Origin of the sequence: Methylocystis sp. (assembly GCF_050246715.1) — a bacterium.
In the GTDB taxonomy this organism is placed as follows: domain Bacteria; phylum Pseudomonadota; class Alphaproteobacteria; order Rhizobiales; family Beijerinckiaceae; genus Methylocystis.
On sequence record NZ_JBFWVN010000046.1, the window covers coordinates 1 to 26,849 of the forward strand.

At 61.9% G+C, this 26,849-nt stretch carries 27 protein-coding genes and 1 tRNA gene; 13 read left to right on the plus strand and 15 right to left on the minus strand.

The window, feature by feature from the left end:
* Positions 1 to 362: 362 nt before the first annotated feature.
* Together AB7I51_RS13665 and AB7I51_RS13670 are read right to left on the minus strand one after the other, a co-directional pair.
* The gene (locus AB7I51_RS13665) at positions 363 to 1,574 is read right to left on the minus strand and encodes a tyrosine-type recombinase/integrase (RefSeq protein WP_428404862.1); all 1,212 of its coding nucleotides are present in this window, start codon (positions 1,572 to 1,574) and stop codon (positions 363 to 365) included.
* A gap of 141 nt (positions 1,575 to 1,715) precedes the next feature.
* Positions 1,716 to 3,296, minus strand: a complete 1,581-nt coding sequence (locus tag AB7I51_RS13670) for a peptide chain release factor 3 (RefSeq protein WP_428404863.1) — start codon at positions 3,294 to 3,296, stop codon at positions 1,716 to 1,718.
* Positions 3,297 to 3,624: 328 nt separating this feature from the next.
* On the opposite strand from AB7I51_RS13670, the gene AB7I51_RS13675 reads away from it, so the two are divergent.
* Positions 3,625 to 4,230 (plus strand): TRADD-N-associated membrane domain-containing protein, encoded by a 606-nt coding sequence (locus AB7I51_RS13675; RefSeq protein WP_428406274.1) that lies wholly within the window; start codon positions 3,625 to 3,627, stop codon positions 4,228 to 4,230.
* 54 nt (positions 4,231 to 4,284) lie between these two features.
* On the opposite strand, the gene AB7I51_RS13680 is transcribed toward AB7I51_RS13675, so the two are convergent.
* The 4 genes from AB7I51_RS13680 to AB7I51_RS13695 all read right to left on the minus strand — a co-directional run bounded on the left by AB7I51_RS13680 (position 4,285) and on the right by AB7I51_RS13695 (position 8,186).
* On the minus strand, positions 4,285 to 4,875 hold the full coding sequence (locus tag AB7I51_RS13680) for a DUF3501 family protein (protein WP_428404865.1): 591 nt from the start codon (positions 4,873 to 4,875) through the stop codon (positions 4,285 to 4,287).
* A 164-nt stretch (positions 4,876 to 5,039) separates the two neighbouring features.
* Positions 5,040 to 6,311, minus strand: a complete 1,272-nt coding sequence (locus AB7I51_RS13685; protein WP_428406275.1) for a heterodisulfide reductase-related iron-sulfur binding cluster — start codon at positions 6,309 to 6,311, stop codon at positions 5,040 to 5,042.
* 286 nt (positions 6,312 to 6,597) lie between these two features.
* Complete coding sequence (locus tag AB7I51_RS13690; protein WP_428404867.1) at positions 6,598 to 7,017, minus strand: rubrerythrin family protein; 420 nt, start codon at positions 7,015 to 7,017, stop codon at positions 6,598 to 6,600.
* Positions 7,018 to 7,172: 155 nt separating this feature from the next.
* Positions 7,173 to 8,186, minus strand: coding sequence for a methyltransferase (locus AB7I51_RS13695; RefSeq protein ID WP_428404868.1), 1,014 nt, complete (start codon positions 8,184 to 8,186; stop codon positions 7,173 to 7,175).
* 48 nt (positions 8,187 to 8,234) lie between these two features.
* On the opposite strand from AB7I51_RS13695, the gene AB7I51_RS13700 reads away from it, so the two are divergent.
* On the plus strand, positions 8,235 to 8,837 hold the full coding sequence (locus AB7I51_RS13700; RefSeq protein ID WP_428404869.1) for a poly-gamma-glutamate hydrolase family protein: 603 nt from the start codon (positions 8,235 to 8,237) through the stop codon (positions 8,835 to 8,837).
* Here the strand turns inward: AB7I51_RS13700 and der are convergent.
* The 3 genes from der to AB7I51_RS13715 all read right to left on the minus strand — a co-directional run bounded on the left by der (position 8,834) and on the right by AB7I51_RS13715 (position 12,562).
* Complete coding sequence (gene der / locus AB7I51_RS13705; protein ID WP_428404870.1) at positions 8,834 to 10,234, minus strand: ribosome biogenesis GTPase Der; 1,401 nt, start codon at positions 10,232 to 10,234, stop codon at positions 8,834 to 8,836. The genes AB7I51_RS13700 and der overlap by 4 nt on opposite strands.
* 36 nt (positions 10,235 to 10,270) lie before the next feature.
* Positions 10,271 to 11,044: a tetratricopeptide repeat protein gene (locus AB7I51_RS13710; RefSeq protein ID WP_428404871.1), complete on the minus strand. Its 774-nt coding sequence runs from the start codon at positions 11,042 to 11,044 to the stop codon at positions 10,271 to 10,273.
* A gap of 186 nt (positions 11,045 to 11,230) precedes the next feature.
* Positions 11,231 to 12,562, minus strand: a complete 1,332-nt coding sequence (locus AB7I51_RS13715) for a PQQ-dependent sugar dehydrogenase (protein ID WP_428404872.1) — start codon at positions 12,560 to 12,562, stop codon at positions 11,231 to 11,233.
* 138 nt (positions 12,563 to 12,700) lie between these two features.
* Here AB7I51_RS13715 and AB7I51_RS13720 point away from each other — a divergent pair, with 138 nt between their 5' ends.
* Both AB7I51_RS13720 and AB7I51_RS13725 read left to right on the plus strand, forming a co-directional pair.
* Positions 12,701 to 13,084: a DUF72 domain-containing protein gene (locus AB7I51_RS13720; RefSeq protein WP_428404873.1), complete on the plus strand. Its 384-nt coding sequence runs from the start codon at positions 12,701 to 12,703 to the stop codon at positions 13,082 to 13,084.
* A 46-nt stretch (positions 13,085 to 13,130) separates the two neighbouring features.
* Entirely contained in the window at positions 13,131 to 13,358 is a 228-nt protein-coding gene (locus AB7I51_RS13725; RefSeq protein ID WP_428404874.1) for a DUF72 domain-containing protein, read from the plus strand.
* 146 nt (positions 13,359 to 13,504) lie between these two features.
* Here the strand turns inward: AB7I51_RS13725 and AB7I51_RS13730 are convergent, their stop codons facing one another.
* Both AB7I51_RS13730 and AB7I51_RS13735 read right to left on the minus strand, forming a co-directional pair.
* A complete protein-coding gene (locus tag AB7I51_RS13730; RefSeq protein WP_428404875.1) occupies positions 13,505 to 14,617 on the minus strand; it encodes an endonuclease/exonuclease/phosphatase family protein in 1,113 nt (370 codons plus the stop codon).
* Between the two features lie 86 nt (positions 14,618 to 14,703).
* Positions 14,704 to 16,266 (minus strand): MFS transporter, encoded by a 1,563-nt coding sequence (locus AB7I51_RS13735; protein WP_428404876.1) that lies wholly within the window; start codon positions 16,264 to 16,266, stop codon positions 14,704 to 14,706.
* 176 nt (positions 16,267 to 16,442) lie between these two features.
* Here AB7I51_RS13735 and AB7I51_RS13740 point away from each other — a divergent pair, with 176 nt between their 5' ends.
* From AB7I51_RS13740 to AB7I51_RS13760, 5 genes are all read left to right on the plus strand, one after another.
* Positions 16,443 to 17,069 (plus strand): TetR/AcrR family transcriptional regulator, encoded by a 627-nt coding sequence (locus tag AB7I51_RS13740; RefSeq protein WP_428404877.1) that lies wholly within the window; start codon positions 16,443 to 16,445, stop codon positions 17,067 to 17,069.
* Positions 17,066 to 17,557, plus strand: a complete 492-nt coding sequence (locus AB7I51_RS13745) for a hypothetical protein (RefSeq protein WP_428404878.1) — start codon at positions 17,066 to 17,068, stop codon at positions 17,555 to 17,557. Before AB7I51_RS13740 ends, AB7I51_RS13745 begins: the two co-directional genes overlap by 4 nt.
* Before the next feature lie 80 nt (positions 17,558 to 17,637).
* Positions 17,638 to 18,819, plus strand: coding sequence for a 23S rRNA (adenine(2503)-C(2))-methyltransferase RlmN (gene rlmN / locus AB7I51_RS13750; RefSeq protein ID WP_428404879.1), 1,182 nt, complete (start codon positions 17,638 to 17,640; stop codon positions 18,817 to 18,819).
* A gap of 57 nt (positions 18,820 to 18,876) precedes the next feature.
* Positions 18,877 to 19,164 carry a BrnT family toxin gene (locus AB7I51_RS13755; protein WP_428404880.1) on the plus strand — a complete coding sequence of 96 codons (288 nt, stop codon included), beginning with the start codon at positions 18,877 to 18,879 and terminating at the stop codon, positions 19,162 to 19,164.
* On the plus strand, positions 19,145 to 19,453 hold the full coding sequence (locus tag AB7I51_RS13760; RefSeq protein ID WP_428404881.1) for a BrnA antitoxin family protein: 309 nt from the start codon (positions 19,145 to 19,147) through the stop codon (positions 19,451 to 19,453). Before AB7I51_RS13755 ends, AB7I51_RS13760 begins: the two co-directional genes overlap by 20 nt.
* A gap of 1 nt (position 19,454) precedes the next feature.
* On the opposite strand, the gene AB7I51_RS13765 is transcribed toward AB7I51_RS13760, so the two are convergent.
* Positions 19,455 to 19,967, minus strand: coding sequence for a disulfide bond formation protein B (locus AB7I51_RS13765; RefSeq protein WP_428404882.1), 513 nt, complete (start codon positions 19,965 to 19,967; stop codon positions 19,455 to 19,457).
* Between the two features lie 10 nt (positions 19,968 to 19,977).
* Positions 19,978 to 20,556: a YqaA family protein gene (locus AB7I51_RS13770; RefSeq protein ID WP_428404883.1), complete on the minus strand. Its 579-nt coding sequence runs from the start codon at positions 20,554 to 20,556 to the stop codon at positions 19,978 to 19,980.
* Between the two features lie 130 nt (positions 20,557 to 20,686).
* Between AB7I51_RS13770 and AB7I51_RS13775 the strand changes: the two genes are divergently transcribed.
* Positions 20,687 to 20,771 (plus strand) — tRNA-Leu (locus AB7I51_RS13775).
* Between the two features lie 194 nt (positions 20,772 to 20,965).
* Entirely contained in the window at positions 20,966 to 22,183 is a 1,218-nt protein-coding gene (locus tag AB7I51_RS13780) for a tyrosine-type recombinase/integrase (RefSeq protein ID WP_428404884.1), read from the plus strand.
* Between the two features lie 172 nt (positions 22,184 to 22,355).
* Here the strand turns inward: AB7I51_RS13780 and AB7I51_RS13785 are convergent, their stop codons facing one another.
* The gene (locus tag AB7I51_RS13785; protein ID WP_428404885.1) at positions 22,356 to 22,586 is read right to left on the minus strand and encodes a helix-turn-helix transcriptional regulator; all 231 of its coding nucleotides are present in this window, start codon (positions 22,584 to 22,586) and stop codon (positions 22,356 to 22,358) included.
* A gap of 128 nt (positions 22,587 to 22,714) precedes the next feature.
* Positions 22,715 to 25,624, minus strand: coding sequence for a Ti-type conjugative transfer relaxase TraA (gene traA, locus AB7I51_RS13790; protein ID WP_428404886.1), 2,910 nt, complete (start codon positions 25,622 to 25,624; stop codon positions 22,715 to 22,717).
* A 179-nt stretch (positions 25,625 to 25,803) separates the two neighbouring features.
* Here traA and AB7I51_RS13795 point away from each other — a divergent pair, with 179 nt between their 5' ends.
* A complete protein-coding gene (locus AB7I51_RS13795; RefSeq protein ID WP_428404887.1) occupies positions 25,804 to 26,130 on the plus strand; it encodes a conjugal transfer protein TraD in 327 nt (108 codons plus the stop codon).
* Between the two features lies 1 nt (position 26,131).
* On the plus strand, positions 26,132 to 26,398 hold the full coding sequence (locus AB7I51_RS13800) for a conjugal transfer protein TraD (RefSeq protein WP_428404888.1): 267 nt from the start codon (positions 26,132 to 26,134) through the stop codon (positions 26,396 to 26,398).
* Positions 26,399 to 26,849 lie beyond the last annotated feature (451 nt).

Sequence of the window (26,849 nt, forward strand, 5' to 3'; positions counted from 1 at the left end):
AGAATGACGACGCGCCATCGGTCGGCCCCTCCGATTCAGCCGACCGCCTATGAATCACGCAAAACCAATCTTGGGAATCTGGAGGGTTATGTGAGGATCAATACCTCAATTGATGACAGGCCCTAGAAATCCTTCGAGCGAAATCTTCTGGACTGTCCTCCGCCGGATAGCCATGCCGCGCGTCTTTGCCTTCCAATATTTTCTCGCATGTCAGGGCCGCCTCTTGCGATATCGCCCCGAACAGGCCGCCGTCCTTATGGCGGCGTTCCAGTTTTCAAACGGAGGCGATTCGCCCGCTTTGGCGTCATATTCAATGCCCTCGCGGGCCGTGATTCCGGTTCCTCGAAAGACCTTGCGCGGCATTATTTCGCCTTCTTGCGAAGCGGAGTTACGTCGGCGCCGATCTTCCCGTCCATCGCCGCCGCGATCGTTGCGCCGATTGCGTCAACGGCGCGCTGCAGAGGATCGTCCGCGAGATGCGCATAACGCGCCGTGGTGGATGCTTGCGCGTGCCCGAGCAACTTCCCGATTACCGGCAATCCAAGGGAAGCCCCCGCCCCGAAGCTTGCGAAGCTGTGACGTAAGTCGTGCAGGCGGACGCCCTCAAGTCCGGCCTCGCGCCTAACGATCTTCCAAGCGTCGAAAAGGCCCGACTTTGGCGCGCCAGGCTTCAGCCCAGGAAAGATGAACGGATTGCCGTCAAGCCGCTGCAGATCGGCAAGGATCGCCATCGCCGGCGCCGAGAGATGCAGCGGCTTCGCGCCCGTTTTGGAGTCCGGCAAAAAGATCGCCCTGCGCTCAAAATCGACCCATTCCCATCGCGCATGTAAAACCTCGCGCAGTCGAGCGCCGGTCAGCAGCAACAGCTTGATTGCCGCGATGCTATAGGAGTCGATGCGGCTGTTCTTCTCAATCCGGTCGAGTGCTTCGCCAAGCCGCGCAACCTCCTCGGACGTTAGGAATCGCTGACGGCTTTGCTCGCGGAATCGCTCGACGCCTTTTGCAGGATTCGCCGCGGCCTCGACGTGGCCAAGGCGCGCGGCCCAGCTCCACATCGAAGCGAAAATGGCGAGGGCGCGATTGGCGAGGATCGGCGTTTCGCGCATAGCTGACCGGAGCGCCGCAAGGTCCGCGCGAGTAACGTCGACGAGGCGACGAGAGCCGATCGCCGGGAAGATGTGCTTCGAGAACATCCTGCGATATTCCACGCCCGTTGCGGGCTTTTTCATCTGTTCGATGTGGGAGAGAAATTCCTCGGCGATCGCAGCGACGGTCTGCGCCGCCTTGCGGTCTCGCTTCTCCTTCGCAGGATCGTCGCCAAGCGCGACTCGGCCAAGGACGCGCGCGGCCTCGGCTCGTGCTTGATCTGGTGTTAGGTGGCCGTGCACGCCGATCTTGACGCGATGCGAGCGCCCTTCGCGGCGGAACTGCGCGACGTATGTCTTCTGGCCAGAGGCGAGCGCATACACGCCGAAGCCCTGGAGCGCCGTGTCCCAAATGAATTGTTGAGCCGGCCCTGGCGGGCGCCATTCGAACGCATCGACAGTCCGTTTGCTGATTTTTTCCCGTGGCAAAGTCTGACCCTGATAGCCTGGAATATAAGCAATCTATAAGCAGTTGGGGGATAATTCAAGGAAACTGGAAAAAACGCGAGCAACTTGACGCCTAGGAAATCCGGGCGCTTATATATTCAGAGGAAGCGCACGGAAGGCCGGTCAAGCCGCTTTTTTCTGATAGTCCTTCACATCCGAAAATGTGATTGCCGGATTGCGTTCGGCGTCATAGTTGAGCTGGAACGCCGAGGAACTCATGAAAACCGGCGCGCCGTCGAGATCGTCGGCGATGCTGGAGCCATTGGCGTCGATGAAGCTCTTCAGCTTCGCCGGCTCGTTCGACGTAATCCAGCGGCAGATGGCGAAGCGCGGCTGTTCATAGCGCGTCTGCAATCCATATTCGGCGTCGAGACGGGTCGCCAGCACGTCGAGCTGGAGCGCGCCGACGACCCCGACGATCGGGCCCGAGCCGTCATGCGGCGTAAACACCTGCACGACGCCCTCCTCGGCGAGCTGTTGCAAGGCCTCGCGCAGCTTTTTCGCCTTCATCGCGTCGCCGATCAGAATGCGGCGCAGGATTTCCGGCGCGAAGCTCGGCACGCCGCGAAACACGATTTCCTCGCCTTCGGTCAGCGTGTCGCCGATGCGCAGCTGCCCATGATTGGGCAGGCCGACGACATCGCCTGCATAGGCTTCATCCGCGATCGAGCGATCGCGCGCGAAGAAGAATTGCGGCGCATTGATCGGAATATTCTTGCCGGTGCGCACCAGCTTCGCCTTCATGCCGCGCGAGAGCCTGCCCGAACAGACGCGCATGAAGGCGATGCGGTCACGATGGTTCGGATCCATATTCGCCTGAATCTTGAAGACGAAGCCGGTCATCTTCGGCTCTTTCGCCTCCACGAGACGCTTGTCGGCCTCCTGGGCGCGCGGGCTCGGCGCATATTCGGCCATCGCGTCGATGAGATCGCGAACGCCGAAATTGCGCAGCGCGCTGCCGAAGAAAACAGGCGTCAGATGGCCTTCTCGGAAGGCGGCAAGATCGAAGGGTTTGCTGCCCTCATCGGCAAGCATCGCCTCTTCGCGCCACGCGTCCGCGCCGCCCGGCAGCAGCCTATCGAACAGCGGATCGTCGAGGCCGCTCGTCGTTAATTCTTCGGCGTCCTTGTCGAGCTGTCGGACGGTTTTGGCGGCGAAGCGGTAAGTGCCGGCGAAGCTCTTGCCAGAGCCGATCGGCCAGGTGATCGGCGTGGCGTCGAGCGCCAGCGTTTTTTCGATTTCGTCGAGGAGATCGAAGGGATCGCGCGCTTCGCGGTCGAGCTTGTTGATGAAGGTGACGATCGGAATGTCGCGCAGACGACAGACTTCGAAAAGCTTGCGGGTGCGCGCCTCGATGCCCTTGGCGGCGTCGATCACCATCACCGCGGCGTCGACCGCGGAGAGCGTGCGGTAGGTGTCTTCGGAGAAGTCCTCATGGCCCGGCGTATCGAGCAGATTGAACACGCAGTCGGCATATTCGAAGGTCATCACCGAAGTGACGACCGAGATTCCGCGCTCGCGCTCGATGCTCATCCAGTCCGAGCGCGTCTGCTGGGCGTTGCGCTTGGCCTTGACCGCGCCGGCAAGCTGGATAGCGCCGCCGAAAAGCAGCAGCTTTTCGGTGAGCGTGGTTTTGCCGGCGTCGGGATGCGAGATGATCGCAAAAGTGCGCCGCCGCGAGACGGGGTCGTTGTGACTATTCAATCGAAGGCTCGTCCCAAGCGTAACCAGCGAGGTAAGTTAGGGGGTGACATACCGGAGCGCCCTCCAATAACTTGATTTGGCAAGCGGCTGGAGGGCTACGCTGGTTTAGCTGTTTTTACCACGCGTTCAATCGCATAAATATTTGCGCTGACGCGCCTGATCGACCCAATCAATCTATCCTGAGTGGCCTCAAACATACCCGCAGAGACGCTCTGCTCACGTCCCGAACCGCTAAGCTGAATCGCCAGCGGTCTTCGCGTACAAACCTATAGGATGCGCGCTATTGTCGCGGTAAAGACTTCATTGCTTTCAGGCAAGCGCAGCATAAGTGAACGTCACAGAGCTGAAATTAATTTTGCAGGAGTTACTTATGGATGAACAAAAATTCTCCGCGTCTCCGTCAGCAAAAATTGAGATGCTCTCCGATAAGAAGGCCCCATCTGCGCGAAATAAAATTGAAGTCGTCGGCCAATCGCCGGAATTCGTGAGGGCCGTCTCAAGTTCTTTAGAAAGATTATCGGTCGCCCACCCTGGCAATGTTCAAGAAATTGCTAGTTCACAGTTGCAGTTGATGACTAGTTTTTATCAGGAAGCTCTTATCCAGTCTCGGCGCAGTTTTAATTGGGCGTTGTTTTGGGCTGGACTTGGAACACTATTTTTTATATTGGGTGGCAGCTTCGCCCTTAACAGTAAAGACACGGCTACAGTAGTTATCCCGGTAATTGCTGGCGCTGTGGTACAAGTTGTCGCCGGAATTGTTTTCGTTATGTATGGAAAAACAGCAGGTCAGTTAGGTGACTTTCTGAGCAGGCTACAAGTTTTACAACGATTTCTTTTAGCGAATAGCGTTTGTGAAACAATGCAGGCACCCGAGAAAGACAAGGTCCGTGCCGACCTTGTGCGAGAAATAGCAAAAACAGCACAATCTGGCTGATCCAGCAATTATTTGTTGAACTGCACAACTAAAAGTTCGTCGAAAGGGAAGGCGCTACCCGAAATCCCCCGCCAGCGCCGCGCGCGTGGCTTCCGACAGCACCGCCATATGGCTGTAGTTGGGATGCGTGAGGCCCAGGATCGCCCGCGCGTTCGGCGCGCTGAAGGCGGCGATCTGCGCGTCGGTGAAGGCGAAGTGCACGAATTGCACGCTGCTCGCCTTGCCTTCTTCGGAAGTGCGGTCCTGATCTTCCTCGGCCTTGCCGGCAATGCGCTCGCCGCCGACTTCAATGAAGGCTGTTTGCTCGATGCCGCCGAGCTGCGCCAAGACGCGGGCGCGGCGCAGCGCGTCGTCGATCTCGATCATGAAGGTCGCGATAAGCTCCCTGCCCTTGGGGATGAGCGGATTATAGGCGGCAAGTTCATCCACGAGCTGCGCCTCGCCGCCTCGCTCGATGTGCAGCATTTCCTGCACCTGCAGCCACATCGTGTCGAAATTCTCGAAGTAGAAAGTGACGTAAGGCCCGACCTCGACTCTGCGATGCCGCTTGATCGCCGTGATGCGCTTGCGATGCTCGGCGCGCGCTTTCGCATATTCCGCCCAGGGGAGAATGTCGGCGGCGGTCAGTTGGTGACGATCTGTCATAGGGCGCCTCGCATCTAACACCCTCCCCTTGAGGGGGAGGGTCGAAGCGCGAAGCGCTTCGGGGTGGGGTGACTACAACGAAAACGAGAGGCAGGCCACCCCACCCCGCGCCTTCGGCGCGACCCTCCCCCTCGAGGGGAGGGTAAAGCTGCGCAGTCCATCCGCTACGCGCCCAGCGTCCCGTAAGCCCGCGCCATCAGCACGATCGGATGACCGACGCGTTCCGGCTTCGGCGTTTCGCCGGAAAGCGTTTCGATCTCCTGTTCGACATGCAGGCCGGCGAGCGGGCACTCCGATACGATATGCTGCTTGTCGGCGCTCTGCATCTGTCGCGCGGCGGGCTTGCCGACCTTCATCGCGATTTCGAAATTGCCCTTCTTATAGCCCCAGGCCCCGCCGTGGCCCGAGCAGCGCTCGACCACCGTCACATCGGCTTCCGGAATCAGCGCCAGCAGCTCCGCGCCTTTCTGGCCGATGTTCTGCGCGCGCGAATGACAGGAGACATGAAAGGCGACGCCTCCGTCGAGCGGCGACATGCCTTCGGCCAGTCCCTCCTTACGGGCGATGTCGACGACATATTCGGATAAATCGAATGTCGCTTCAGCCAGACGTTTGACGCTTTCATCCTCCGGCAAGATGAGCGGCCACTCGAACTTCAGCATCAACGCACAGGACGGCACTGGCGCGACAATGTCGTAGCCCTCGTCGATGTAGGGCCCGAAAGCGGCGGCGACCTTGCGCGCCGCCTCGGCCACTTCTTCGATCATGCCCTGTTCGAGCTTCGGCATGCCGCAGCAGGCGGGATGCACGACTTTCGTCTCGACGCCGTTCCTTGCGAGCACGGCGAGCGCCGACATGCCGATCGACGTGTCGTTATAGTCGCCATAGCAGGTGGCGTAGAGCACGGCCTTGCGCGCTTTCGCTGGCGCGGATTGATCGCGCGCCGGCGGGTTGGCGGCGGCCTGCGCCTCGAGCGACTTGCCGGCGTATGTCGGCAGTTCGGCGTCGCGATCGATGCCCGCGACTTTCTCCTCAAGGGAGCGCATCGTCTTATTGTCGCGGCGCGTCGCCCAATTGACCGCGCCTGAAATCAGCGTCGCCCATTTGCCGTTGCGGTCGGTGTCGGCGAGCGCGCGATCGGCGGCGGGCACGCCCTTCTTCTTCGCCTCGACCGCGCGGTAGCGCAGAATGAGATGCGGAAAGTCGATGTTGAATTCATGCGGCGGCACATAGGGGCACTTCGTCATGAAGCACATGTCGCAGAGCGTGCAGGCGTCGACGACCCTTTTGAAATCCGCGCTCGCGACGGTGTCGAGTTCGCCGCTTTTTGACTCGTCGATGAGATCGAAGAGCCGCGGAAAGGAATCGCATAGATTGAAACAGCGCCGGCAAGTGTGACAGATGTCGAACACTCGGCGCATTTCGGCGTCGAGCATCGCTTAGTCATAAAAATCCGCGCTTCGCCAATCCAGCGGATGCCGGATCGGCGCCTCGAGACTGCCTTCTCTCATCTTTGTTGTTCCAAAAACAACGGCCGTCATGGCCGGGCTTGACCCGGCCATCCACGCCGCGACGCCGCGCCGCGGCGCCGCATGACAGGGATGCGGAAGCGCAGCCGCTGGTGCGCGATAGGACCCGAGCTTTTCGCGATCCCATCGCGTGCATGGCCGGGTCAAGCCCGGCCATGACGCTAAGGGAACTCTTTCTCGTAACGCGTCGCTCTTACTTCAACTCGTCGAGGGCGCGCTGGAAGCGGCCGGCATGCGAACGCTCGGCCTTGGCGAGAGTCTCGAACCAGTCGGCGATCTCCTCGAAGCCCTCGTCGCGGGCCGAACGCGCCATGCCGGGATACATATCGGTATATTCGTGGGTCTCGCCGGCGACGGCGGCCTTGAGATTGTCGGCGGTCTTGCCGATCGGCAGGCCGGTCGCCGGGTCGCCTACGTTCTCAAGAAACTCCAGATGGCCATGGGCGTGGCCGGTCTCGCCTTCGGCGGTGGAGCGGAACACGGCGGCCACGTCATTGTAACCCTCAACGTCGGCCTTTTGAGCGAAATAGAGATAGCGGCGATTCGCCTGCGATTCGCCGGCGAAGGCGGCCTTCAGGTTTTCTTCGGTCTTGCTGCCCTTGAGCGTAGCCATTTCTTGCCTCCGATATGTCGAGTCGGCGCGGCCCATGGGGCCTGCGACACAGGAATTAGAATAATTCAAAACTGGCGTCTGTCCAACCCAAAATCCGGCCGTCGCGACGCGAGGATTGGTCGCAGGCGCGAGAAGCGGCCGGCCTGGCGGCGCGGCTATTTGACCGCGACCGCCATTGAATTTGGCCCGTTCAGCGGCTCGACGCGCGTGCTGGAAAAGCCGGCGTCCTTCATCCAGCCCTGGCAGTCGGCGCCGGTGAAGTCGAAGCCGCCGTCGGTTTCGATGAGCATGTTGAGGCTCATCAGCAGACCGAAGGCGTTCTCGCGACGATCATCGTCGATCATCGCCTCACAGACGATCAGCGCGCCACCTGCGGGAAGCGCGTCATAGGCTTTCTTCAGCAGCACGCGCTTCTGATCGAGGTCCCAGTCATGAAGGATGTGGCCCATGACGATGACGTCGGCCTTCGGCAATTCGTCCTTGAAAAAGTCGCCGGGATGAAAGCGCAGGCGGTCGGCCAATCCATTGGCGGCGACAAATTCCTCGAAGATTGGTCCGACCTGCGGCAGATCGAACCCGCCGCCGGAAAGATGCGGATGCGCCCGCGCGATGGTCACGGGGACCATGCCTTGCGCGGCGCCGACATCGACGAAACTCTTATAGTCGCGCCACGGGAATTTATCGGCGATCGCCTGCGCCGCGCCGGCGCTGACGCCGCTCATCGCCGCCAGAAACCCGCGCAGGCGCTGCGGATCGGCGTATAACGCCGCGAAGAAATCGCTCGCGTCCTGATGTTCGCTCTGGCGTCGGCCTGTTTTCAGCGCTTCGGTGAGATTGCCCCAGCTCGAATAGAGACGAGCGTTGGCCATCTCCAGCAGGCCGCCGACATAGCTCGGCAGGCCGCGCACGAGGAAAAATTCCGTCTCCGGCGTATTGGCGTAGCGTCCGTTCGAATCGCGCTCCAAAATCTTCAACGCGACGAGCGCATCGAGGAAGTCGCGCGCCGAACGTTCGTGCAAGCCGAGCTTCTTTGTCAGCGTCGCAAGATCGATAGGGCCGTCGGCGAGGGCGTCGAACACGCCAAGCTCAACCGCGGAGAGTAACGTCTTGGCGTTCCAGAAAGACATGCCGAGAGCGAGGAGTTTTTCGGGAGAAGGCTTTGTCGTCATAATGCTTTCCTTGAGCGATCCAGCTCGTTCGTCGAGGCCTTTAACCACATGGCGGACCGATACGATAGTTTCGTAACGCTCGCAGCGAATGAAATCGAAGGCGTCGATTATCGAATTCGCATGACGGAACGCGCCTCGTCGATCGCCATCATCGCGCCGCATGGCGGGCTGATCGAGACGGGTAGCTCCGAGATCGCGGGGGCGATCGCGGCGGACCGTTTCTCGCTCTATTGCTTCGAAGGTCTCATTCAAGCGAACAGCGCACGCCTGCACATCACATCCTCGCGCTTCGACGAGCCGCGGGCGCTGGCGCTCGTCTCGGCCGCCGAGGTTGCGATCGGCGTTCATGGCCGCAAGGATCGGGGAGACGAAGCGTCGATCTGGGTCGGCGGTCTGCATGAGAGCCTGCGCGACGCCATTTGCGAGGCGCTCACGAGCGCAGGCTTCAAGGCGAAACCGGTTGGAGACGGCCATCGCCTGGCGGGGCGCGATCCCGCCAATATCTGCAACCGGGGCCGATGCGGCGCGGGGGTTCAGCTTGAATTGCCGAAAACACTCAGAGACGCCCTCGTCCGTGAGGTCAGTGGCCGCGCCGCCCTTGCGGCGGCAGTGCGCGACGCGCTTGAGCGCACAGCGCCGCCATTGGCTTAGTCCTTTCGATTTCCCGCGTAAGGATTGTCACCCGCCTTTTTTGAAATCCTGATCGGCACGCCGGGAAGGTCAAACGTCTTGCGCAGCCCGTTGATCAGGAAGCGCTCATAGCTCGCCGGCAATTCGTCGAGCTGATTGCCGAACAGCACGAAATGCGGCGGCCGCGATTTCGCCTGCGTCATGTAGCGTATCTTGATCCGCCGTCCGGAGACCGCCGGCGGCGGCGTCTGCTCGACTTGGTTCAAGAGCCAGCGATTGAGCCGCGCCGTTGCGATGCGCTTGTTCCATGTCTCATGGACGGCGACGATCGCTTGCATCAGCCTGTCGAGCCCCTCCCCCGTCGCGCCCGAGACGGGAACAACGGGACAGCCGCGCAGCTGCGGCAGCAAGCGCTCGGCGTCCTCACGCAGCTTGACGAGCGTCGTGCCGCGATCCTCGATGAGGTCCCATTTGCCGAGCGCGATGACGACGGCGCGGCCCTCGCGCGCCGCGAGATCGGCGATGGAAAGATCCTGCTTTTCGAAAGGAATCGTCGAATCGACGAGCAGCACGACGACTTCGGAAAATCGCACGGCGCGCAGCGCATCGGCGGCGGAGAGCTTTTCGAGCTTGTCGACGACGCGGGCGCGCTTGCGCAGGCCGGCGGTGTCGAAGAGCTTCATCTTGCGGTCGCGCCAAAGGAAGTCGACCGAGATCGAGTCGCGCGTAATACCCGCTTCGGGTCCGGTCAGCAGCCGCTCCTCGCCGAGAATGCGATTGATCAGCGTCGATTTGCCGGCGTTGGGCCGGCCGACGACGGCGATGCGCAGCGGCTTCGTCACGTCGAGATCGCTGCCGTCTTCCTCGTCGTTCCTCAAACTCTCTTCGACGGCGAAGTCTTCTTCCGCAGGTTCAGCGGTTTCTTCGGGCAAGGCTTCGCGCAACGCGTCGTAAAGTTCACCCATGCCCTCGCCATGTTCGGCGGAGAGCGGCACGGGATCGCCGAGACCCAGCGAAAAGGCGTCATAGGCGCCCGCCTCGCCCGCCTTTCCCTCGGCCTTATTGGCGACGAGGATCACCGGCTTTCCGGCGCGACGAACGAGATCGGCGAAATATTTGTCGTCAGGCGTCACGCCGACGCGCGCGTCGATGAGAAAGAGAATGGCGTCGGCGGCGAGGATGGCGCTCTCGGTCTGGGCGCGCATGCGTCCTTCCAGCGTCGCGGTCGCGCCCTCTTCGAGCCCGGCGGTATCGATGATGGTGAAGCGCAGATCGGCGAGCTTGGCTTCGCCCTCGCGGCGGTCGCGGGTGACGCCGGGACGATCGTCGACCAGCGCCAGCTTCTTGCCGGTCAGCCGGTTGAACAACGTCGACTTGCCGACATTCGGCCGGCCGATGATCGCGAGCGAAAAGGACATGACTCGTTTCTCGCCGCGCCGCCGCGCCTACGCGCGCTACTTCGACGGCTTGACCTCGAAGGGCGCGTCGCCCGGCGCGGCGCCTTCCTCAGGCTCGATCACCGGCGTCACGGTGACATTGCCGCTCGTCGCGCCGCCGGCCGTCGGCGCAGCGGGCGCCGGCTTTGGTCCGCGCTTGGCGTGAAGCAATCCGCGATAGGCCGCGGCGCGCTGACGCATCGACTGCGGGGCGTCGCGGTCGCTGAGCAGAACCTCGAAGACGCGCTCCGCTTCGTCGAAATCATTATTGGCGAGCGCGTCGAGGCCGTTCCATTCCTGCGCCGAGAAGCGGAACGCGCCGTTCGAGGTCATCATCGGACCGAGCGCCCGCTCCATTTTCTGGCGGTCGCCGCCATCGAGAATGATCAGCGCGGCGCGTAGCAGCGCCACTTCCTGATTGAGCTTGTCGACGTTTTTATCTTCGGCGATCGCGTTCAATTCTTCGATCGCGCGCGCCTTGTCCTCGCGCAGTTCGGCTGCGCGGATGCGGGCGAGCGTCGCATAGCCCTTGGGCCCGTCCTTGGCGAGCGCGTCGAAGGCGGCGGCGGCTTCGCTGGCTTTTCCGTCATTCGCCAGGGCGACCGCCGCTTCGAAGCGCGCATTGGCGGTCTCGGCCGCCTTTTGGCGGTTCGACTGGTAATAGCTCCACGCGCCGGTCGCAGCGACGATCAGCACTGCGAGGATCACGATCGGCGTCTGATAGCGCCGCCAAAGCTCCGCCGCCTTGTCGCGCCGGACGTCTTCATCGACCTCGTGGAAAATATCGGACATCAGCTCCAGACCCTTGACTCCGCCAGGAAAAGCCAGGCTGGCCGCAGCCGTTAGCACAGGCTGCGGCCAAATGCGAGCGAAGCCGGTCCGTTGGCCAGCGCGTTCACGTGAAAGGCTTCCTCATGCTGAGGAGCGTGCGCAGCACGCGGCTCGAAGGACGAGGAAGCCTGCGCCCGATCGCCCCGGTCAGTTGGCGGCCTGCTTGACGGCGCTAACGCGCCACACCACGCCGCCGACGTCGTCGGCGACGAGCAACCCGCCGCGCTTGTCAATGATAACCCCGACCGGCCTGCCCTGCGCTTCGCCGCGCTCGTTCAAGAAACCGGTCAGCACCTCCTTCGGCCCGCCGACCGGAGCGCCCTTTTCGAATTGTACGAAAATGACGCGGTATCCGACGCGGGGATTGCGGTTCCAGGAGCCGTGCTGGCCGATGAAAACGCCGTTCTGGAAGGGGCCGAGGGCGGCGTCCGTGATAAATGTCAAGCCGAGCGAAGCCGTATGAGAGCCGAGCGCATAATCCGGCTTGATCGCCTGTTGAACGAGTTCAGGATTCTCCGGCTGCACGCGCTCGTCGACATTCTGGCCAAAGTAGCTGTAAGGCCAACCGTAAAACGCGCCCTCGCGCACCCCGGTCATGTAATCCGGCACGAGATTGTCGCCGAGTTCGTCGCGTTCGTTCACCGCGACCCACAGGTCGCCGGTCGCCGGATTCCAATCCATGCCGACCGGATTGCGTAAGCCCGAAGCGAACACGCGCATGTCGCCTGTCACTGGATTGATCTCGAGAATGTCGGCGCGATTATGCTCCTCGTCCATCCCATGCTCGGCGACATTGGAGTTCGACCCGACGCCGACATAGAGACGCGAGCCCACCGGGTCGGCGACAAGGCTCTTGGTCCAGTGCAAATTTCGTCCCGACGGCAGATCGACGAGCTTTTCCGGCGGCGCTTCGATGCGCGTGTCGCCCTCCTTATAGGGAAAGCGCACAAGCGAGTCGGCGTTGGCGACGTAAAGCTGATCGCCAACCAGCGCCATGCCGAAGGGCGAATTGAGATTTTCCAGAAAAGTTTCCTTCATCTCGGCGACGCCGTCGCCGTCGGCGTCGCGCAACAGAGTGATCCGGTTGGCGCTCGGCGTATCCGCGCCGGCTTGATGCATGTAAAAACGCATGATGAAGCCGCGAATGCCGCCGCCGCCGCCCTCCTCCGACTTCGGCGCATCGGTTTCGGCGACCAGAATGTCGCCGTTCGGCAATTCGTAGAGCCAACGCGGATGATCGAGTCCGGTCACGAAGGCGTCGACGCCAAGACCCTCAGCGGGAATGGGTTTTTCGACGCCTCGCCAACCCACTGCATGTGCGATGTTCACATAGGGAAAGGCGCCGGTCGGATGGGGTTCAGGCAGCGTCGGATTGGGTCCATATCCCGCGCTTTCCGGCAATTCCGGTCCGCGATCGCAGGCGGCCAGCGAAATTGCGGCCAGCGTGAAAAGGATTTTCCATCTAACATTCGCCGCCATTGCGCCTCCTCCTACATCGTTGCCCGAGCGTCCAACCATCGGCTGTCGACGACGAAGCCAAACATAAAATCACGACGCCGCTAAGATGGCGCGATGGAAACGAGTCTCAAGCCCTCGATATATAAGGCCGCAACGCAGATGAGTCGAAAGGCCGGAGACATTCATATCGGCGTGGGCGGCTGGACCTACGCGCGCTGGCGCGAATCCTTTTATCCGGCTGGACTGCCGCACAAGCGCGAACTCGAATATGCAAGCCGCAAGCTGACCTCGATCGAAATCAACGCTACCTATTACCGAACGCAGAGCGCCGCGAATTTCACCAAATGGCGCGACGAAACGCCAGAACATTTCATCTTCAGCGTCAAAGCGCCGCGCTTCGCCCTGATGCGAAAAACAGCGACGGAAGCAGACGAATCGATCGAGCGCTTCTTCAACAGCGAAGTCATAGAACTCGGCGATAAGCTCGGACCGATCTTGTGGCAGTTTCCGCCGACGAAGACATTCGACTCAGAATTTTTTTAACGGCTTCCTTTCCCGGCTCCCGAAGGAAATTGGAAGTCGGGCGCCGATGCATGCTATCGAGGCGCGACACGACAGCTTGAAGACGCCTGAATTCGTCGCGCTCGCGCGCCGTCATGGCGTTGCAATCGTCATTGCCGGCGAGTCCAAATATCCGCTCGTCGCCGATTTGACGGCGTCTTTCGTCTATGCGCGCTTCATGGGAACGCGTCCCGATGTTCCGCTGGGCTGCGACGACAAGGCGCTTGCGCGATGGGCGTCTTATGCGCGGCGATAGGCTGAAGAAAGCGCGCCGGCGGAGCTTCCCTATCTGACGCAGCATAAACCTGAGACGACCACGCGTGACGCGTTTCTCTATGTGATCAGCGGCGCAAAGGAGCGCAATCCGTCCGCCGTCATGGCGCTCATCGAGCGAACGTCAAATTAAATGTTTATGTCCACCCATATCGCCGCATGATCGGATGCGGCCTCCTCCTTGCGTTGAAGTTCCGGATAGGCCTCCCAACGCTTGGCGCGCGCGCCGGGCCAAAGGCCTTTTCGAAACACGCCGCCGCCAGTGACCTTGTCGAACAGCGCCGGCGATAGCAGAATGAAATCGATTTTGTTTTGGGCCGAGCAATTGCCGTAAGTGCCCGGATAACCCCCGTTATCGAATGTCGGATGTAGGAAAATATCCTTCAAGTCCGTCCCTTGGATCAGCGGACTCAAAGGGTCGCTGTCCGGCGTGTCGTTGAAGTCGCCCAGGACCGCGATATTCTTGACGCCCATCCCGACCCGTTCGTCATAGATTTCCTTGACGCGCTGCGCCTGATTGCGGCGCCGGTCGTTGGACGATTGTTGCGTTCCGAAGCCCTTGCTCTTGAAGTGATTGAGCATCAGCAGAACGCGCGCGCCGGAAGGCGTCGTCACCTCATATTCGGCGCAGTCGCGCGAAAAAATCAGGTCGCGCTCGCCCATCATATCGTCGACATGGCTGCGGAGCAGGCCGATCGGAAAATCCCGCCGGGTTAGCAAGCCGACATCGATGCCGCGCGTGTCGTTTCCGTCAATCACCATCGCGTGACGAAATGCTTCGCCGCCAAGGGCGGAGATCACGTTATTGTTGAAATCGCGCAGCACTGGCCGGCTTTCGACTTCGACGACTCCCAGAACGTCCGCCTCGATGTCTCGCATCACGCGCGCCGTATTTCTCACAGCCTGTTCGTCGATCGGCTCGTCGATCAATTCCAGCGAACCGACCCAATCGGCGCGCCCATCGGCGACAATCTCGACGCCGCCGGATCTCGGCCGTTTAAGCAAGGCGCCTCTGTTACGCCGCAGGATGACAAATTCGCCAGTGTCAGATCTCTCCAGGCCAAGCTCCCTGAGGAGCTTCGCCATGCGGCTCTTGTCGGCGGCGCTGTAGGACGGCTGTGCGAGCAACGCGCTCAGTTCCGCGAAGCGTTCGAGGATCGGCTTGCCCTCGGCGGCCTTTTTGAGATTCATCGCGCGTGCGCGATCGAAAAGATTCTCGACGTTATACGAAGCGAGTCTCATGAAATTGCCCCACAAGCAAAAAGTTACAGAACCGCTAGCAGCTAAGGCTCCTCGCGCGACATGACAACACTGTGACGAAAGATGCGCTATGCGGCGGCCGAACGGCGCTTTTGGTCCGCGCCGGCGGCCGACGCCGATCGCGACTCCCTAAGCGCAATTTTTGTTGCGAGCGCAGCGCCGAAGAGGCCCAGGGCGCCGAGCCAGGCGGACGTCTGAAATCCGACGCAGAAGGCGTTGCGGGCGGCCGAAAGCGTCCGCTCGGCCTGTTCGGCGGGAAGAGATCTGACGGCGTCCGCGGCACCGCCGAGCGTCGCTGCGACCGTTCCCGCGACATCGGCCGGAAGTCCCGCGACGACGCCGGCCATTTTGGATCGGTAGATCAGCGTTACCAGACTGCCGAGCACGCCGATGCCGAGCGCGCCGCCGAGTTCATTCGCGGTTTCCGACAGAGCGGAGGCCGCGCCGGCGCGCTCCGGCGGCGCCGATGTAACGACGATTTCCGTCGTCAGCGCGATGACCGGCGTGAAGCCGCCAAGCAGCAGCGAAGACAACAGGACGCCGTAAAATCCGCTCGCCAGCGCCAGGCCGACAAAGCCGATTGCCGAAACGACGAGCCCTCCGGCGAGAAGATCGACAGCTTTGATCCTGCGCGCGAGCGCGGGCGTCGCGAAGGAGCCAACCGTAAAAATGATCGCCGACGGCGTCGACCACAGCCCAGCGTCGAGCGGCGATAAGCCCGCGACAAGCTGAAAATACTGCCCGAGCATAATGAATGACCCGAACATGAAGAAGACGCCGAGGATGTTTATGCACAGCGCCATGTTGAGCGTCCGCGACCGAAACAACGCCAGATCGATCAGCGGGTCTTCGAGCCGCGCCTGCCGGCGCAAAAACAGGATCGAGAGCGTGACGCCCGCCGCCATCGGCCCGATCGAGTCGACGCCGAAGCCAGCCTCGGCGGCGCGCTTCAATCCGTAAATGAACGACAATACAGCCGCGAGCGACAGGAGCGCGCTGGCGATATCCAGTCGGCCCGCCTTCGGATCGCGATATTCCGGCAGGAGCATCGGCCCGAGAACGAGCAAAACGATCATCACCGGAACGCCAGCGATAAAGACCGAGCCCCAGCCGAAAGATTGGATGAGCGCGCCGCCGACGAGCGGCCCGATGATGGCGCCGGCGGAGAAAGCCGAAATCCACATGCTGACCCCAAAGGTGCGCTCCTGCGGCGCGCGGAACATGTTGGCGATCAGCGACAGCGTCGAGGGGGCGAGCGTCGCTCCCGCAACGCCAAGCGCGGCGCGCGCGAGAATAAGCATCTGCGCGGATCGCGACAAAGCCGCCAGGATCGACATCGCGGCAAAGGCGGCGGCGCCGAGCAGCAGCACCTTGCGCCGTCCGATGCGATCGCCAAGCCCGCCCATGATCATCAGGAAGCCGGCGACCATGAAGCCGTAGATGTCGATGATCCACAGCAACTGCGACGCGCTCGGCCGCAGCTCGGCCGTCAGCGACGGAATGGCGAGATTAAGGACCGTGAGGTCCATCGAATAGACCATGCACGGCAAGACGACGACGGCGAGGCCGATCCACTCCCCGCGCGTCGCCTTGAGCGAAGGATCGGATGCGTCTGGCGCGGCGCTGTGCAAGGGAGTGCCCCGTCGGCCGCTTGGCCGTGAGCGCGCAGCCTTTATCGGTTATGCCGGGCGACATCAAGGAAACCCCGCCCGGCTTCGGGCGCCAAACTGCCCGCTTAAGGCGCGGTCGAACCTGTGCAGGCAGAGGTTTCTTGACAAGTCTGAATCAAAATGTCATGCGTCATGACATGACGACATATGAACTGACATCGCTTCGCGAGGCGCATAAGGACCAGACGCGCGCGCGCATTCTCGACGCAGCGATCGAGGAAATGCGCGAGAGCAAGCTGGATACGCTTACCATCGCCAAAGTCGCTGAACGGGCGAAGGTGACCGAGCGAACCGTCTACCGTCACTTCCTGACGCGCGAGGATCTTCTCAAGGCGGTTTGGCCCCGCATGCAGGCGCGCGTGGGCAGTTCCGGCTTTCCGCAGACTGCTGACGCTTTGATCGCAACGCCGCTGCGGCTCTTCCCTCGATTTGACGAAGAGGAGGGGTTGATCCGAGCGTCGATCTCTTCCGAAACGGGGCGCGCGGTCCGCTTGAGCTCCAACCCGCAGCGCCAGGCCGCGATGCTCGCCTGCGTAACCGACGCGATGCCGCGCATGGATGACGCGGTCAAACGCCGGCGCGCCGCGATCGTCCAGCTGATCGACAGCGCCTACGGCTGGTCGGTGCTCAGCGACTTCTGGGGATTGGACGGGGCCGAGGCCGGGCGCGCGGCGGCCGAGGCGATCGCCGTCCTGCTCGGTCGCCGCTCGGCCGATGATGAATCCGATTTGACACGTGATTTGACACTTGGAGAAGAGAAATGACCTGCATCGCCCACGCTTCCATCCCGGCCGACAATCCCGAACTCGTCGCCAGAGTGCTCGCCGATATCATGCAGGGCGAAGCGACGCCCTTCCCTCCGGCGGGGCCGAGCTCCTGGATGGCCTGGTCCGGCGACGGCGACGTCGAGCTAGAGATCGCCCCGCGCGGTCATGTGCTCGCTTACGGCCCTGAGGAAGGCCACTGGACCGCGCAAGATCAGGGAACGCGCCTTTCCGAAGCGCATCTCGCCATTTGCGTCGCCCGGCCGGCGGAGGAGATCATCGCCATCGCCACACGCGCCGGTTGGCCGGCGCGCGCTTGCGACCGTGGCGAGGGACTGTTCCAACTCTCCGAAGTGTGGGTTGAAGGGGCCTTCATGCTGGAGTTCCTGGATCCGGCACAGACCGCCCGCTATCGCGAGGTCGTGACGCCCCAAAACTGGAAGCGCGTCCTGCAATCGATGCAGAACGTGGAAGCTGCCGCGGGCTGATCGACGCTTACATCGCGTCCCTGCGCCCCTCAAAATATTGCGTGCAGACATGATATAAGGGGCGCTGTTTTGAGGACTTCATGAGCCTATCCGACCTGCCCGCTGCGCCCGTGACGACGCTAAAGCCTTCGCTCGCCGGCATGACCCGCGCCGAGATCGCCGACGCCTTGCGCGGGCTCGGCCTTCCCGAGCGTGAAATCCGCATGCGCGTGTCGCAGATCTGGCATTGGGTTTATTTTCGCGGCGCGCGCGACTTTGGCGACATGCTGAATGTCTCGAAGGCGCTGCGGGCGCAGCTTGCCGACGCATTCGCGCTGCGCCTGCCGGAAATCGTCGAAGAGCAGATTTCGGTCGACGGCACGCGCAAATGGCTGCTGCGGCTGCAGCCGGTCGACGCCTTCGACAAGGGCGCCGAAATCGAATGCGTCTATATTCCCGAGAGCGACCGCGGCACGCTGTGCGTCTCCTCGCAGGTCGGCTGCACCTTGAACTGCAGCTTCTGCCACACCGGCACGCAGCGGCTCGTGCGCAATCTGACCACCGCTGAAATCGTCGGACAATTGCTCGTCGCCCGTCAGCGGCTCGGTGATTTTCCCGATCGCGAGCGGCCGACCGACGGTCTCGTGCCGTCGGGCGAAGGCGTGCGCGCCGTCTCCAACATCGTCTTCATGGGCATGGGAGAGCCGCTTTACAATCTCGACTGTGTCATGGCGGCGGTCGAGGTCATGGCCGATGGCGACGGGCTTGCGCTCTCGAAGCGGCGCATCACTGTCTCGACATCCGGCGTCGTGCCGCAGATCGAGCGGCTCGGCGCCGAATGCGGGCCGGCATTGGCGATTTCGCTCCACGCCGTGCGCGACGATTTGCGCAATGAACTCGTGCCGCTCAACAAGAAATATCCGATTCGTGAACTGCTGCAGGCCTGCCGCGACTATCCCGGCGCGTCGAACGCGAGGCGCATCACCTTCGAATATGTGATGCTAAAAGGCGTCAACGACTCGCCAGCCGAAGCCAGGGAGCTGGTGCGGCTCCTCAAAGGCCTGCCGGCGAAGATCAATCTCATTCCCTTCAATCCCTGGCCCGGCGCGCCTTACGAGTGCTCGGACTGGGAGACGATCGAGCGCTTCTCCGACATCGTGTTCAACGCCGGCTACGCCAGCCCGGTGCGCACCCCGCGCGGCCGCGACATTCTCGCCGCCTGCGGCCAGTTGAAGAGCGAGACGGAAAAGCTTAGGGCGAGCGCCAGGATAGCGGCGGGTTGAATAGGGCCGCGCTTGTTATTTACATTTTTGTAGATACAATATAGTAGGATATCGCGTGTGAAATTCGAATGGGATCCGAGTAAGGCGCGGCGGAACGTCGCCAAACACGGGGTTTCATTTGAAGTTGCGCGACAGGTCTGGGACGACCCATTGCATGTCATTGTCCCCGATCGTTTCGAAGACGGCGAAGAGCGTTGGCATGCGATCGGAATAGTTGGCTCAGTGGCGATACTCGCCGTCGTCCACTGCTATCCCGACGAAGATGACGTAGAGCGTGTGCGGATCATCGGCGCCCGAAAGGCGACGCCACAAGAGAGAAGGCGCTATGCGCAAGAAGGAGCTTAGCTCAAAGGAAAGTCGTGAACTGGAACAGATCGCCGCAATGCCTGACGATCAGATCGATACGAAGGATATCCCCGAAGCGCGCGCCGAAAATTGGGCCTTCGCGCGGCGCGGCGCGTTCTACAAGCCGATCAAACAGCCGGTAAATATTCGCATCGATGCAGATGTGTTGGACTGGTTCAAGCGTCGTGCGGAGGGACGAGGATATCAGACCGAAATCAACCGCGTGTTGCGACGCCATGTCATCGAGCATGCCATGGATCATGTCATCGAGAAGGAAAAGCAGCGCTGAACTATCGCCAGCGCGCCCAACCGGCGTAACCCGCCAGCGCCGCCAGCGCCGCGCAAATCGCGATGTTCCAATTGGCCAGCGTCAGGCCGAAAATCCACAAGTTCGGCTCATCGCAGCGCACGACCTTGGTCGTTTGAAGCTGCTTCATGAAATCTGCGACCGAGGGCGCCGTGGTCAGCGGCCCCGAGCAATCGCTGGGCCCCGAGAAAATCTTCCACTCGACGCCCGAATGATAGGCCGAGAGGAGCGCGTCGCCAGCAAAGAGCAGCGCCATCAGCAGGAAGGCCGCGCGCGCCAGGCGCTCCCTGCCCGCCTGCGCGGCAAGCGCGGCGAGCGGCGCGAGCCCGAAAGCGGCGTAATAGGGAATGCGCTCCTTGTAGCAAAGCTCGCAGGGAAGAAAGCCGAGCGATTCATATGCCCAGGCCCCGCCGATCGCCGCGACGGCCGCGGCGAGAATGAGGAGCGACGCGTTGCGGGGCGCAACGATGCAATCGAGAAGGCTGCGCCAAGTCATGCGTCTGACGTCAAAACATCTTGGCGGCCAAGGCGAAGCCGGCGACGACGATGACCGCGAGCGCGCCCATGAACAGTCCGAAATGGCTTTCGAGCTTCGAGCGGATCTCATCGCCGAAATGATTGATCGCCGCCGCCAGCACGAAGAACCGCGCCCCCCGCGTCAGCATCGACAAGACGATGAACAGCGGGAAATTATAGGCGAGAAGTCCCGAAACAATCGTCACGAGCTTATAGGGAATCGGCGTGAAGCCCTTGACCAGAATGAAGATCGCGCCCCATTGCGCATAGAAGGCGCGCAACGCCTCCATCTTCTCGCCATAGCCATAAAGATTGATCAGCCACTGGCCGATCGTGTCATAAAAGAGCGCGCCGAAAGCGTAGCCGAGCGCCCCGCCCGCGACCGACGCGAGCGTGCAAATCCCTGCGAATCGCCAGGCCTTCTGCGGCTCGGCGAGCGTCATCGGCACAAGGATCACGTCCGGCGGCACCGGGAAGAAGGAGCTCTCGGCGAAAGCGATCGCGCCGAGCGCCAAGGGCGCGTGCCGGCTTCCGGCAAGCGACATGGTCCAGTCGTAAAGCTTTTTCATTCGTTTCCGCGGTTTGGGAGGCGCGCAACGCGCATAGCACGTATCTTATGCGGAAAGAAGTTCGCGGGTTGACGGGCGCCGCCCCGCCGCTAATATCCGCGCCGCTTCGCCGGTTTCCTGCCGGCGATAAGCCCCTGTGGCGGAATTGGTAGACGCGCTCGACTCAAAATCGAGTTCCGCAAGGAGTGCTGGTTCGACTCCGGCCAGGGGCACCAATCTTATGTGTCAGAAAATTTCAGGCCATCTCAGAACTATCTGAAACATATTGTACTTCAGGCTGTTTCGCGTCTCCGCTTGTCTCCCTCTGGCTCTTGGCAACCAACAAAATTGTTGGTCTTTTTGTTGGTCCGTGGCACTTTTGTTCATAACTGAGACCAACAAAGACCAGCAATTTTCCCGCGAGGCCAACATGCCGCTCTCTGACGCCGCGATCCGCGCCGCAAAGCCAAAGCAGAGTGGGAGGTTGACGCTTTCAGATGGCGGCGGCTTGCAATTATGGGTCACAGCGGCCGGCTCGAAACTCTGGAGCTTGGCCTACCGCTTCGGCGGGAAACAAACGCGCGTCGCCTTGGGAGCCTGGCCTGCGGTTAGCCTGAAAGATGCCCGTCAGCTCCGCGAGAAGGCCAAGACGCTTTTGGCAAGAGGCATTGATCCGGGCGAGCAGCGGAAGCAAGACAAGGTCCGCGAGGTTGCCGAACGAAATAACACCTTTAACGCTGTCGCAAACGAACTGATCGAAAAGAAGCGCCGCGAGGGCAAGGCCGAAAAGACGCTGCGCAAAAATCAATGGGCACTTGGCTTCGCCAGTCAGTCGATTGGATCGAGGCCAATCGCGTCCATAACCGCCCCTGAGGTTTTGGCGGCGCTTCGAAAGTTGGAAGCAAGGGGCCGCTACGAGACCGCAGTTCGATTGCGCGCTCTTGTGGGCCAGGTTTTCAGATACGGCATAGCGACTGGCCGTTGTGAAAGCGATCCAACATTTGCACTTCGCGGAGCATTGACCGCGCCGATCACGAAACACCGGCCTGCGATCATAGAACCTATCGCTTTTGGCGGCCTCCTCCGCTCCATCGACGGGTACGCAGGCGATCCGACGACGCGCCTCGCCCTACAATTGCTCACGCTCACGTTTGTCAGGCCGGGTGAGTTGCGAAACGCTGAATGGCTCGAATTCGATCTAGACGCTGGAGTTTGGGCGATTCCGGCTGGCCGAATGAAAATGCGGCGGCCACATCGCGTACCCCTCTCCCCGCAAGCGGTCAGTCTGTTGCAAGAATTGCACGCGATCTCCGGCCACCGCCGCCTTCTGTTTCCCGGACTGCGCTCGGTCGAGCGTCCTATTTCGGAAAACACATTGAACGGCGCGCTGCGCCGGCTCGGATATTCCCAAGATCAGATGACGGCGCATGGCTTCCGAGCTGCTGCATCATCTATGTTGAATGAAAGCTGCAAATGGAGCGGCGACGCCATAGAGCGCCAGCTCGCCCACGCCGACCCTGACGAAGTTCGCAGGGCTTATGCGCGCGCCGATTTCTGGCCCGAGCGTATCGAAATGATGAAGTGGTGGGCCGATCACGTCGACAGGCTCCGGCAAGGCGCTGAGGTCGTGTCGCTGCGGCGGGCGTGAGCGACACGAACGCGATTTATGTTCAATGGGGGTTTTATCCACGCATCCGATTGCTTACCCGATGGCGAGATCGACGTCTCTCGAAGTCCTTTGCGAGCCTGCATTCTGAACCCGCTCCGATGCGGTAAGTGGCCTCGCAGGCCGGGAATGGGACATGGCGCCCTTCCCGCTGCTATTCGCCTCGCCATCGGTCATCCAGGTTGACGAGGCTTTTCGGCCGCCACGACGTGGGATCGGCCACCCAGCTATTAATGTCGGATTCTCTCCAGCCGGCGCCGTTGATGCTGATCCTGATCTGCGGCGGAAACGTGCCTTCGGCGATCTTGCGATAGATGGTGGACCGGGACAGTCCGGTGCGGGCGAGAACGGTTTTCATGCGGACGATACGGTCTGGTGCGGGCATGTCTGTGCTGGCTCCTACCCGTTGTTTCTGACTGCCCCTGATCCAGACAGAGCAACGGCCTACACGTGCGCAAGAGGTTACAAGGCGTCGGCGTAGCGTGGCGTTCAGGCGGCGGAAAATAGGCGGGGTTAAAGGCCGATGCTCCGGCCTCTGCCAAGGTCGATGCCGTGACTGAATGCGAGCGCGGCGCCGAGTCGGCGTCCGGTTTCCATATCGACGCCAAGTTCGGCCTTGCGGTTGGCGAGGATAGATTCAAGCTGCGGATCGCGTTCGAGGCTTTTGACCATGTCGCCCATGGTTGCTCGCGTCGCCTTGTAACCGGCCGTATCGCCCAGCTGATATTGGTGTTGGCTGGTCTGTCCAAGTTGCCGCCAGCGTTCCACAAAGCGGTCAGCGCGGCGCTGCGGATCGTTGCGCAGCTCGGTTTCGAGCTGCACGGCGCGGATGGCGCGGTTGATCCGACCGGTCGCCGCCTCCTGGGCAAGTTCCGGGTTCTGCTTGTAGGCCGCTTCAGCATAGTGCGAGCCATGAGGCCGCACTTCCTCGAAAACCTTGCGGGCCTCCTGCAATTCCTTCACTTGATCCGAACTCGCTTTGCCGCCCCGTTCCTGCATCTTGAAGATCGCGTCCACCGCGCGGGCATGGCGGATGAGCGCCTTGGCGCCAGCACGGCGCAACGCTGTTTCCGGGTCTTGCGCTTCCGGCTTCTGCCCGCCATCGGCGGGCGGGCGCAAACCGTCGAACATTCCGCGCGCCTTCTCGGGGACAATCTTACGCACGATCTCGGCTACGCGCTCCCGGAAGTTGATCCCGCGCCGCTGGGCATAATCCCGCGCCGGATCAAGCCGCTCGTAATCCGACGCCATATCCTTGGCCCGGTCCCGCGACAGGGTACGGGTAAGCTGGTCCTGATTGGCGAAGTCATCATGGCCATAATGCAACTCCATGCCGTCGCGATGCCGCGAGAGGGCGACATAGCTGCCGTGGGCGTCTAGGCCCGGCGTCGCCAGAACATGGGTGCGGTCCACCGTCATGCCCTGCGCCTTGTGGATGGTCGCGGCATAGCTGTGGTCGATGCGGTCATAGTCCTTGAGGTCAAACGAGACGCTGCGCCCGTCGTCGACGCGCACAGACATCGAACGTGCGCTGACTTCGACGACGGTCCCGAGCGTGCCATTCTTCACGCCTAGGCCGCGTTCATTCTGCAGGAACATGACGCGGTCTCCGTTGGCGAAATTGCGTTCACCGCGTTCGACGGTGAGACGAACGTCATCACCGAGATCGCCGGCGGCCCGCATTCTTTCGCGGGCGGCGTCGTTGAGCTTGCGAACCTCGGCATTGGTGTGAGTGAGGATGATGCGGCTACGGTCGGGCGACGTTTGCCGGTCACGATCCCAGCGATCGATCAGATCGTCGCGCGCCTGTTCCCGCGTCGGGGCGGCATGGACCATGCCATGTGTGTCATAGGCATGGATCGCTTCGCCTGTCCGGCTGGTCGCCAGGTCGCGCGTGGCGTCACGTAGCCAGCCCTCGCGCTGGCGGCGCACCTCTCCGATTTCCGCCCCGCCGTAGCGCTTGAAGATCGAGCGGAACGCTGCGCCCGCCTCGATGGATTGCAACTGCTGCGGATCGCCGATCAAGACCACTTTGGCGCCGGCCTCGGCGGCATGGGACAGCACGCGCTCCAACTGGCGCGTGCCGACCATGCCTGCCTCGTCGATCACCAGAACATCGCGCGCGGTGAGCCTGTCGCGGCCCTGTCCCCAGCCATGTTCCATGCTGGCGATGGTACGCGACGAAATGCCCGATCCGCGTTCCAGATTCTCGGCGGCGACGCCTGACAGCGCCACGCCCCGGACCTCGTAGCCCGCCGCTTCCCAGGTGTCGCGCGCCACGACCAGCATCGCGCTCTTTCCCGTTCCGGCATAACCAACCACGACGCCGAGATCGCGCCCGTCCGTGACATGCAACAGCGCCTCGGCCTGCTCTCCCGAAAAGACAAGGCCGCGCGCTTCCGCGCGCGTCAGCGCCGCCTTCCGGTCGGCGTCGTTCACCTCATGGCGTTCCCGTTTCGCCAAGAGTTCGGCGGCGCGGTGCAGGCGCTGTTCGGACTCGATCATCTCGCGCGTGGTGAAGCGATTCACGCCCCGTCCGTCTTGGCCCAGTTCGACCAAATCGGGCGCGCGCCGCATCGCGGCCATCACGGCGTTGAACTGGTCAGTGCCATCGCTGTGCCGGTGCGCGAACGCCGCGATGTCGTGGCGCGTGAACGTGGATCGCTGATGAGTGATCGCGTCCAGTGCGATGGAAGGATCGGCAACGATCCGCGTGCCATTAGCGCGCGCAATCTCGCGGTGCATTTCCGCGCGAACGGCCGCCTCGATCCCTTTTGCTTCGATACGATGCGCAGGCGCGCCGATCTGGCTTTGCGGCTCCAGCGCGACGCCCTGCGCCTCCAGGCTGCGATGGTCGATGAGCGCGTCTATGTCGAGTTCGGCCAGCCGCTCATTAGCAAGTTCGGCCCAGCGTTCGCGCCAGCGCTCCACCATCTCGGTGCGGTTCCAGTCCCGCACCTTCGGGCCGAAGCCATTCTCGCCCAAGGATCGCATTGTGAGCATGACATGGGCATGGGGCTTGGGCGTCCCGTCCTCGCCCACATCCCAATGCACATTGAGGTCGGCGATCATGCCCTGATCCACGAATTCGGACTGCACGAAGTCGCGGGCGAGTTCGATACCCTGCGCCTGCGTCATCTCGCGCGGGATGGCGAACTCGACCTCGCGGGCGAGCTGCGCGTCCTTGCGAACTTCAAAGGCTTCGACATCGTTCCAAAGTCGTTCGCGATCACGCCAAGCTTCGGGCGCTTCTTCCGGCAGTATGACCTCGGAATGAACGACGACGCGCTTGGCAGAGAAATCGTGACTGCGCTCAAGCCGCTCGTCGCGCAGCCGCGAGCCTGAGCGGTAGGCCGCCGACGCCACCGCGCTGCTTCCGGCCTTGCGGCCGATGACTTTGACGTGAAGATGATAGATCGCCATCGCGACCAGATCATCTACACGGGCGAAGCGCACGTCGGAACGACGTATAAGCGCGCCCTCGAAATGAATTTCTCGGGACTACCCGCGCCGTTCCACACCGTCCCGGCGACCTTACAGCATTCCGGTACGCTCTCAACTATCATCGTCGCATCGATAACTTGATTGACATGGAGGCAGCGATGCGCAAACCGCGGGACTTCGACGCGGAACTGAAGGCGCTCGGAGACAAGGCGCGAGACCTCAGAAGCCGCAAGGTGCAACAGCTTGGCGAACTGGTCATCTCGACCGGCGCCGACGCCCTCAGCGCCGACGAACTGGCAGGCGCGTTGATCGTGCTGGCCGAAACCAAAGATGCCGGAAAGAGGGAGGCGTGGGCGAAGCGCGGGGCTGCGTTCTTTCAGGGCCGGTCACGCCGAACTGCATCAGCGCCTGACCGCGACACAGGCCGCACTCCGTCGCAGTCGAGCAGCGCTCAGCCGGCATCAAGCGGCGCGGGCGCGACATGACATGCGAACGTGGCAGGTCGAGCGCCGCAAGCGCACACGGCATTTGATCGAACTGGGCGGCCTCGTCGTCAAGGCCGGTGTCGTGGACCTGACCGGCGACGACCGCGCCATGATCTACGGCGCGCTGATCTGGATGGCCGACAAGCTCCAAAGCGATCAGGGCGAACATGCGCGGACGCTTTGGACCGCGAAGGGGAAGCAGGCGTTCGAGGTGGAACAGAAGGAAAAAACGTCCACTGTCTCACATGTGCAGCAAGATCGGGAGTGATCGGTAGTGCGCGGCGCGAAGATCCCAACTATCGAAGCGTCACCGGCCATGACGCGGCTTGGGACCAGAGCAAATGAGTATTGAACACAGCCCGTCGAGTATCGAGCCTCCGGCGGATGAATTGAAGCGCCATGGCTTCGGGGCGCCGTCACTGGCGCTTGCGGGCGGCTAGCGGCCGATGCACGGTAGGCAAAGTCCGGCTCAAAGGTTCATTAAACCGCGATGGTCGGAGCAACGTCGTCAGCGGACTTCCCCGGCTGAGATCGAACGCCAATTTATGACCCAACACGGACCAGCGCTCTGCCTGTTCTGACGTCTTCTTTGGCTAGGGCCTGTCATCAATTGAGGTATTGATCCTCACATAACCCTCCAGATTCCCAAGATTGGTTTTGCGTGATTCATAGGCGGTCGGCTGAATCGGAGGGGCCGACCGATGGCGCGTCGTCATTCT

Coding starts and splice junctions, on each gene's coding strand:
- AB7I51_RS13680 (WP_428404865.1), bottom strand. CDS start 4,875: ATGACAGATCGTCACCAACTGACCGCCGCCGACATTCTCCCCTGGGCG.
- AB7I51_RS13685 (WP_428406275.1), bottom strand. CDS start 6,311: ATGCTCGACGCCGAAATGCGCCGAGTGTTCGACATCTGTCACACTTGC.
- AB7I51_RS13690 (WP_428404867.1), bottom strand. CDS start 7,017: ATGGCTACGCTCAAGGGCAGCAAGACCGAAGAAAACCTGAAGGCCGCC.
- AB7I51_RS13695 (WP_428404868.1), bottom strand. CDS start 8,186: ATGACGACAAAGCCTTCTCCCGAAAAACTCCTCGCTCTCGGCATGTCT.
- AB7I51_RS13700 (WP_428404869.1), top strand. CDS start 8,235: ATGGCGGACCGATACGATAGTTTCGTAACGCTCGCAGCGAATGAAATC.
- der (WP_428404870.1), bottom strand. CDS start 10,234: ATGTCCTTTTCGCTCGCGATCATCGGCCGGCCGAATGTCGGCAAGTCG.
- AB7I51_RS13710 (WP_428404871.1), bottom strand. CDS start 11,044: ATGTCCGATATTTTCCACGAGGTCGATGAAGACGTCCGGCGCGACAAG.
- AB7I51_RS13715 (WP_428404872.1), bottom strand. CDS start 12,562: ATGGCGGCGAATGTTAGATGGAAAATCCTTTTCACGCTGGCCGCAATT.
- AB7I51_RS13720 (WP_428404873.1), top strand. CDS start 12,701: ATGAGTCGAAAGGCCGGAGACATTCATATCGGCGTGGGCGGCTGGACC.
- AB7I51_RS13725 (WP_428404874.1), top strand. CDS start 13,131: ATGCATGCTATCGAGGCGCGACACGACAGCTTGAAGACGCCTGAATTC.
- AB7I51_RS13730 (WP_428404875.1), bottom strand. CDS start 14,617: ATGAGACTCGCTTCGTATAACGTCGAGAATCTTTTCGATCGCGCACGC.
- AB7I51_RS13740 (WP_428404877.1), top strand. CDS start 16,443: ATGACGACATATGAACTGACATCGCTTCGCGAGGCGCATAAGGACCAG.
- AB7I51_RS13745 (WP_428404878.1), top strand. CDS start 17,066: ATGACCTGCATCGCCCACGCTTCCATCCCGGCCGACAATCCCGAACTC.
- rlmN (WP_428404879.1), top strand. CDS start 17,638: ATGAGCCTATCCGACCTGCCCGCTGCGCCCGTGACGACGCTAAAGCCT.
- AB7I51_RS13760 (WP_428404881.1), top strand. CDS start 19,145: ATGCGCAAGAAGGAGCTTAGCTCAAAGGAAAGTCGTGAACTGGAACAG.
- AB7I51_RS13765 (WP_428404882.1), bottom strand. CDS start 19,967: ATGACTTGGCGCAGCCTTCTCGATTGCATCGTTGCGCCCCGCAACGCG.
- AB7I51_RS13770 (WP_428404883.1), bottom strand. CDS start 20,556: ATGAAAAAGCTTTACGACTGGACCATGTCGCTTGCCGGAAGCCGGCAC.
- AB7I51_RS13780 (WP_428404884.1), top strand. CDS start 20,966: ATGCCGCTCTCTGACGCCGCGATCCGCGCCGCAAAGCCAAAGCAGAGT.
- AB7I51_RS13785 (WP_428404885.1), bottom strand. CDS start 22,586: ATGCCCGCACCAGACCGTATCGTCCGCATGAAAACCGTTCTCGCCCGC.
- traA (WP_428404886.1), bottom strand. CDS start 25,624: ATGGCGATCTATCATCTTCACGTCAAAGTCATCGGCCGCAAGGCCGGA.
- AB7I51_RS13795 (WP_428404887.1), top strand. CDS start 25,804: ATGCGCAAACCGCGGGACTTCGACGCGGAACTGAAGGCGCTCGGAGAC.
- AB7I51_RS13800 (WP_428404888.1), top strand. CDS start 26,132: ATGCGAACGTGGCAGGTCGAGCGCCGCAAGCGCACACGGCATTTGATC.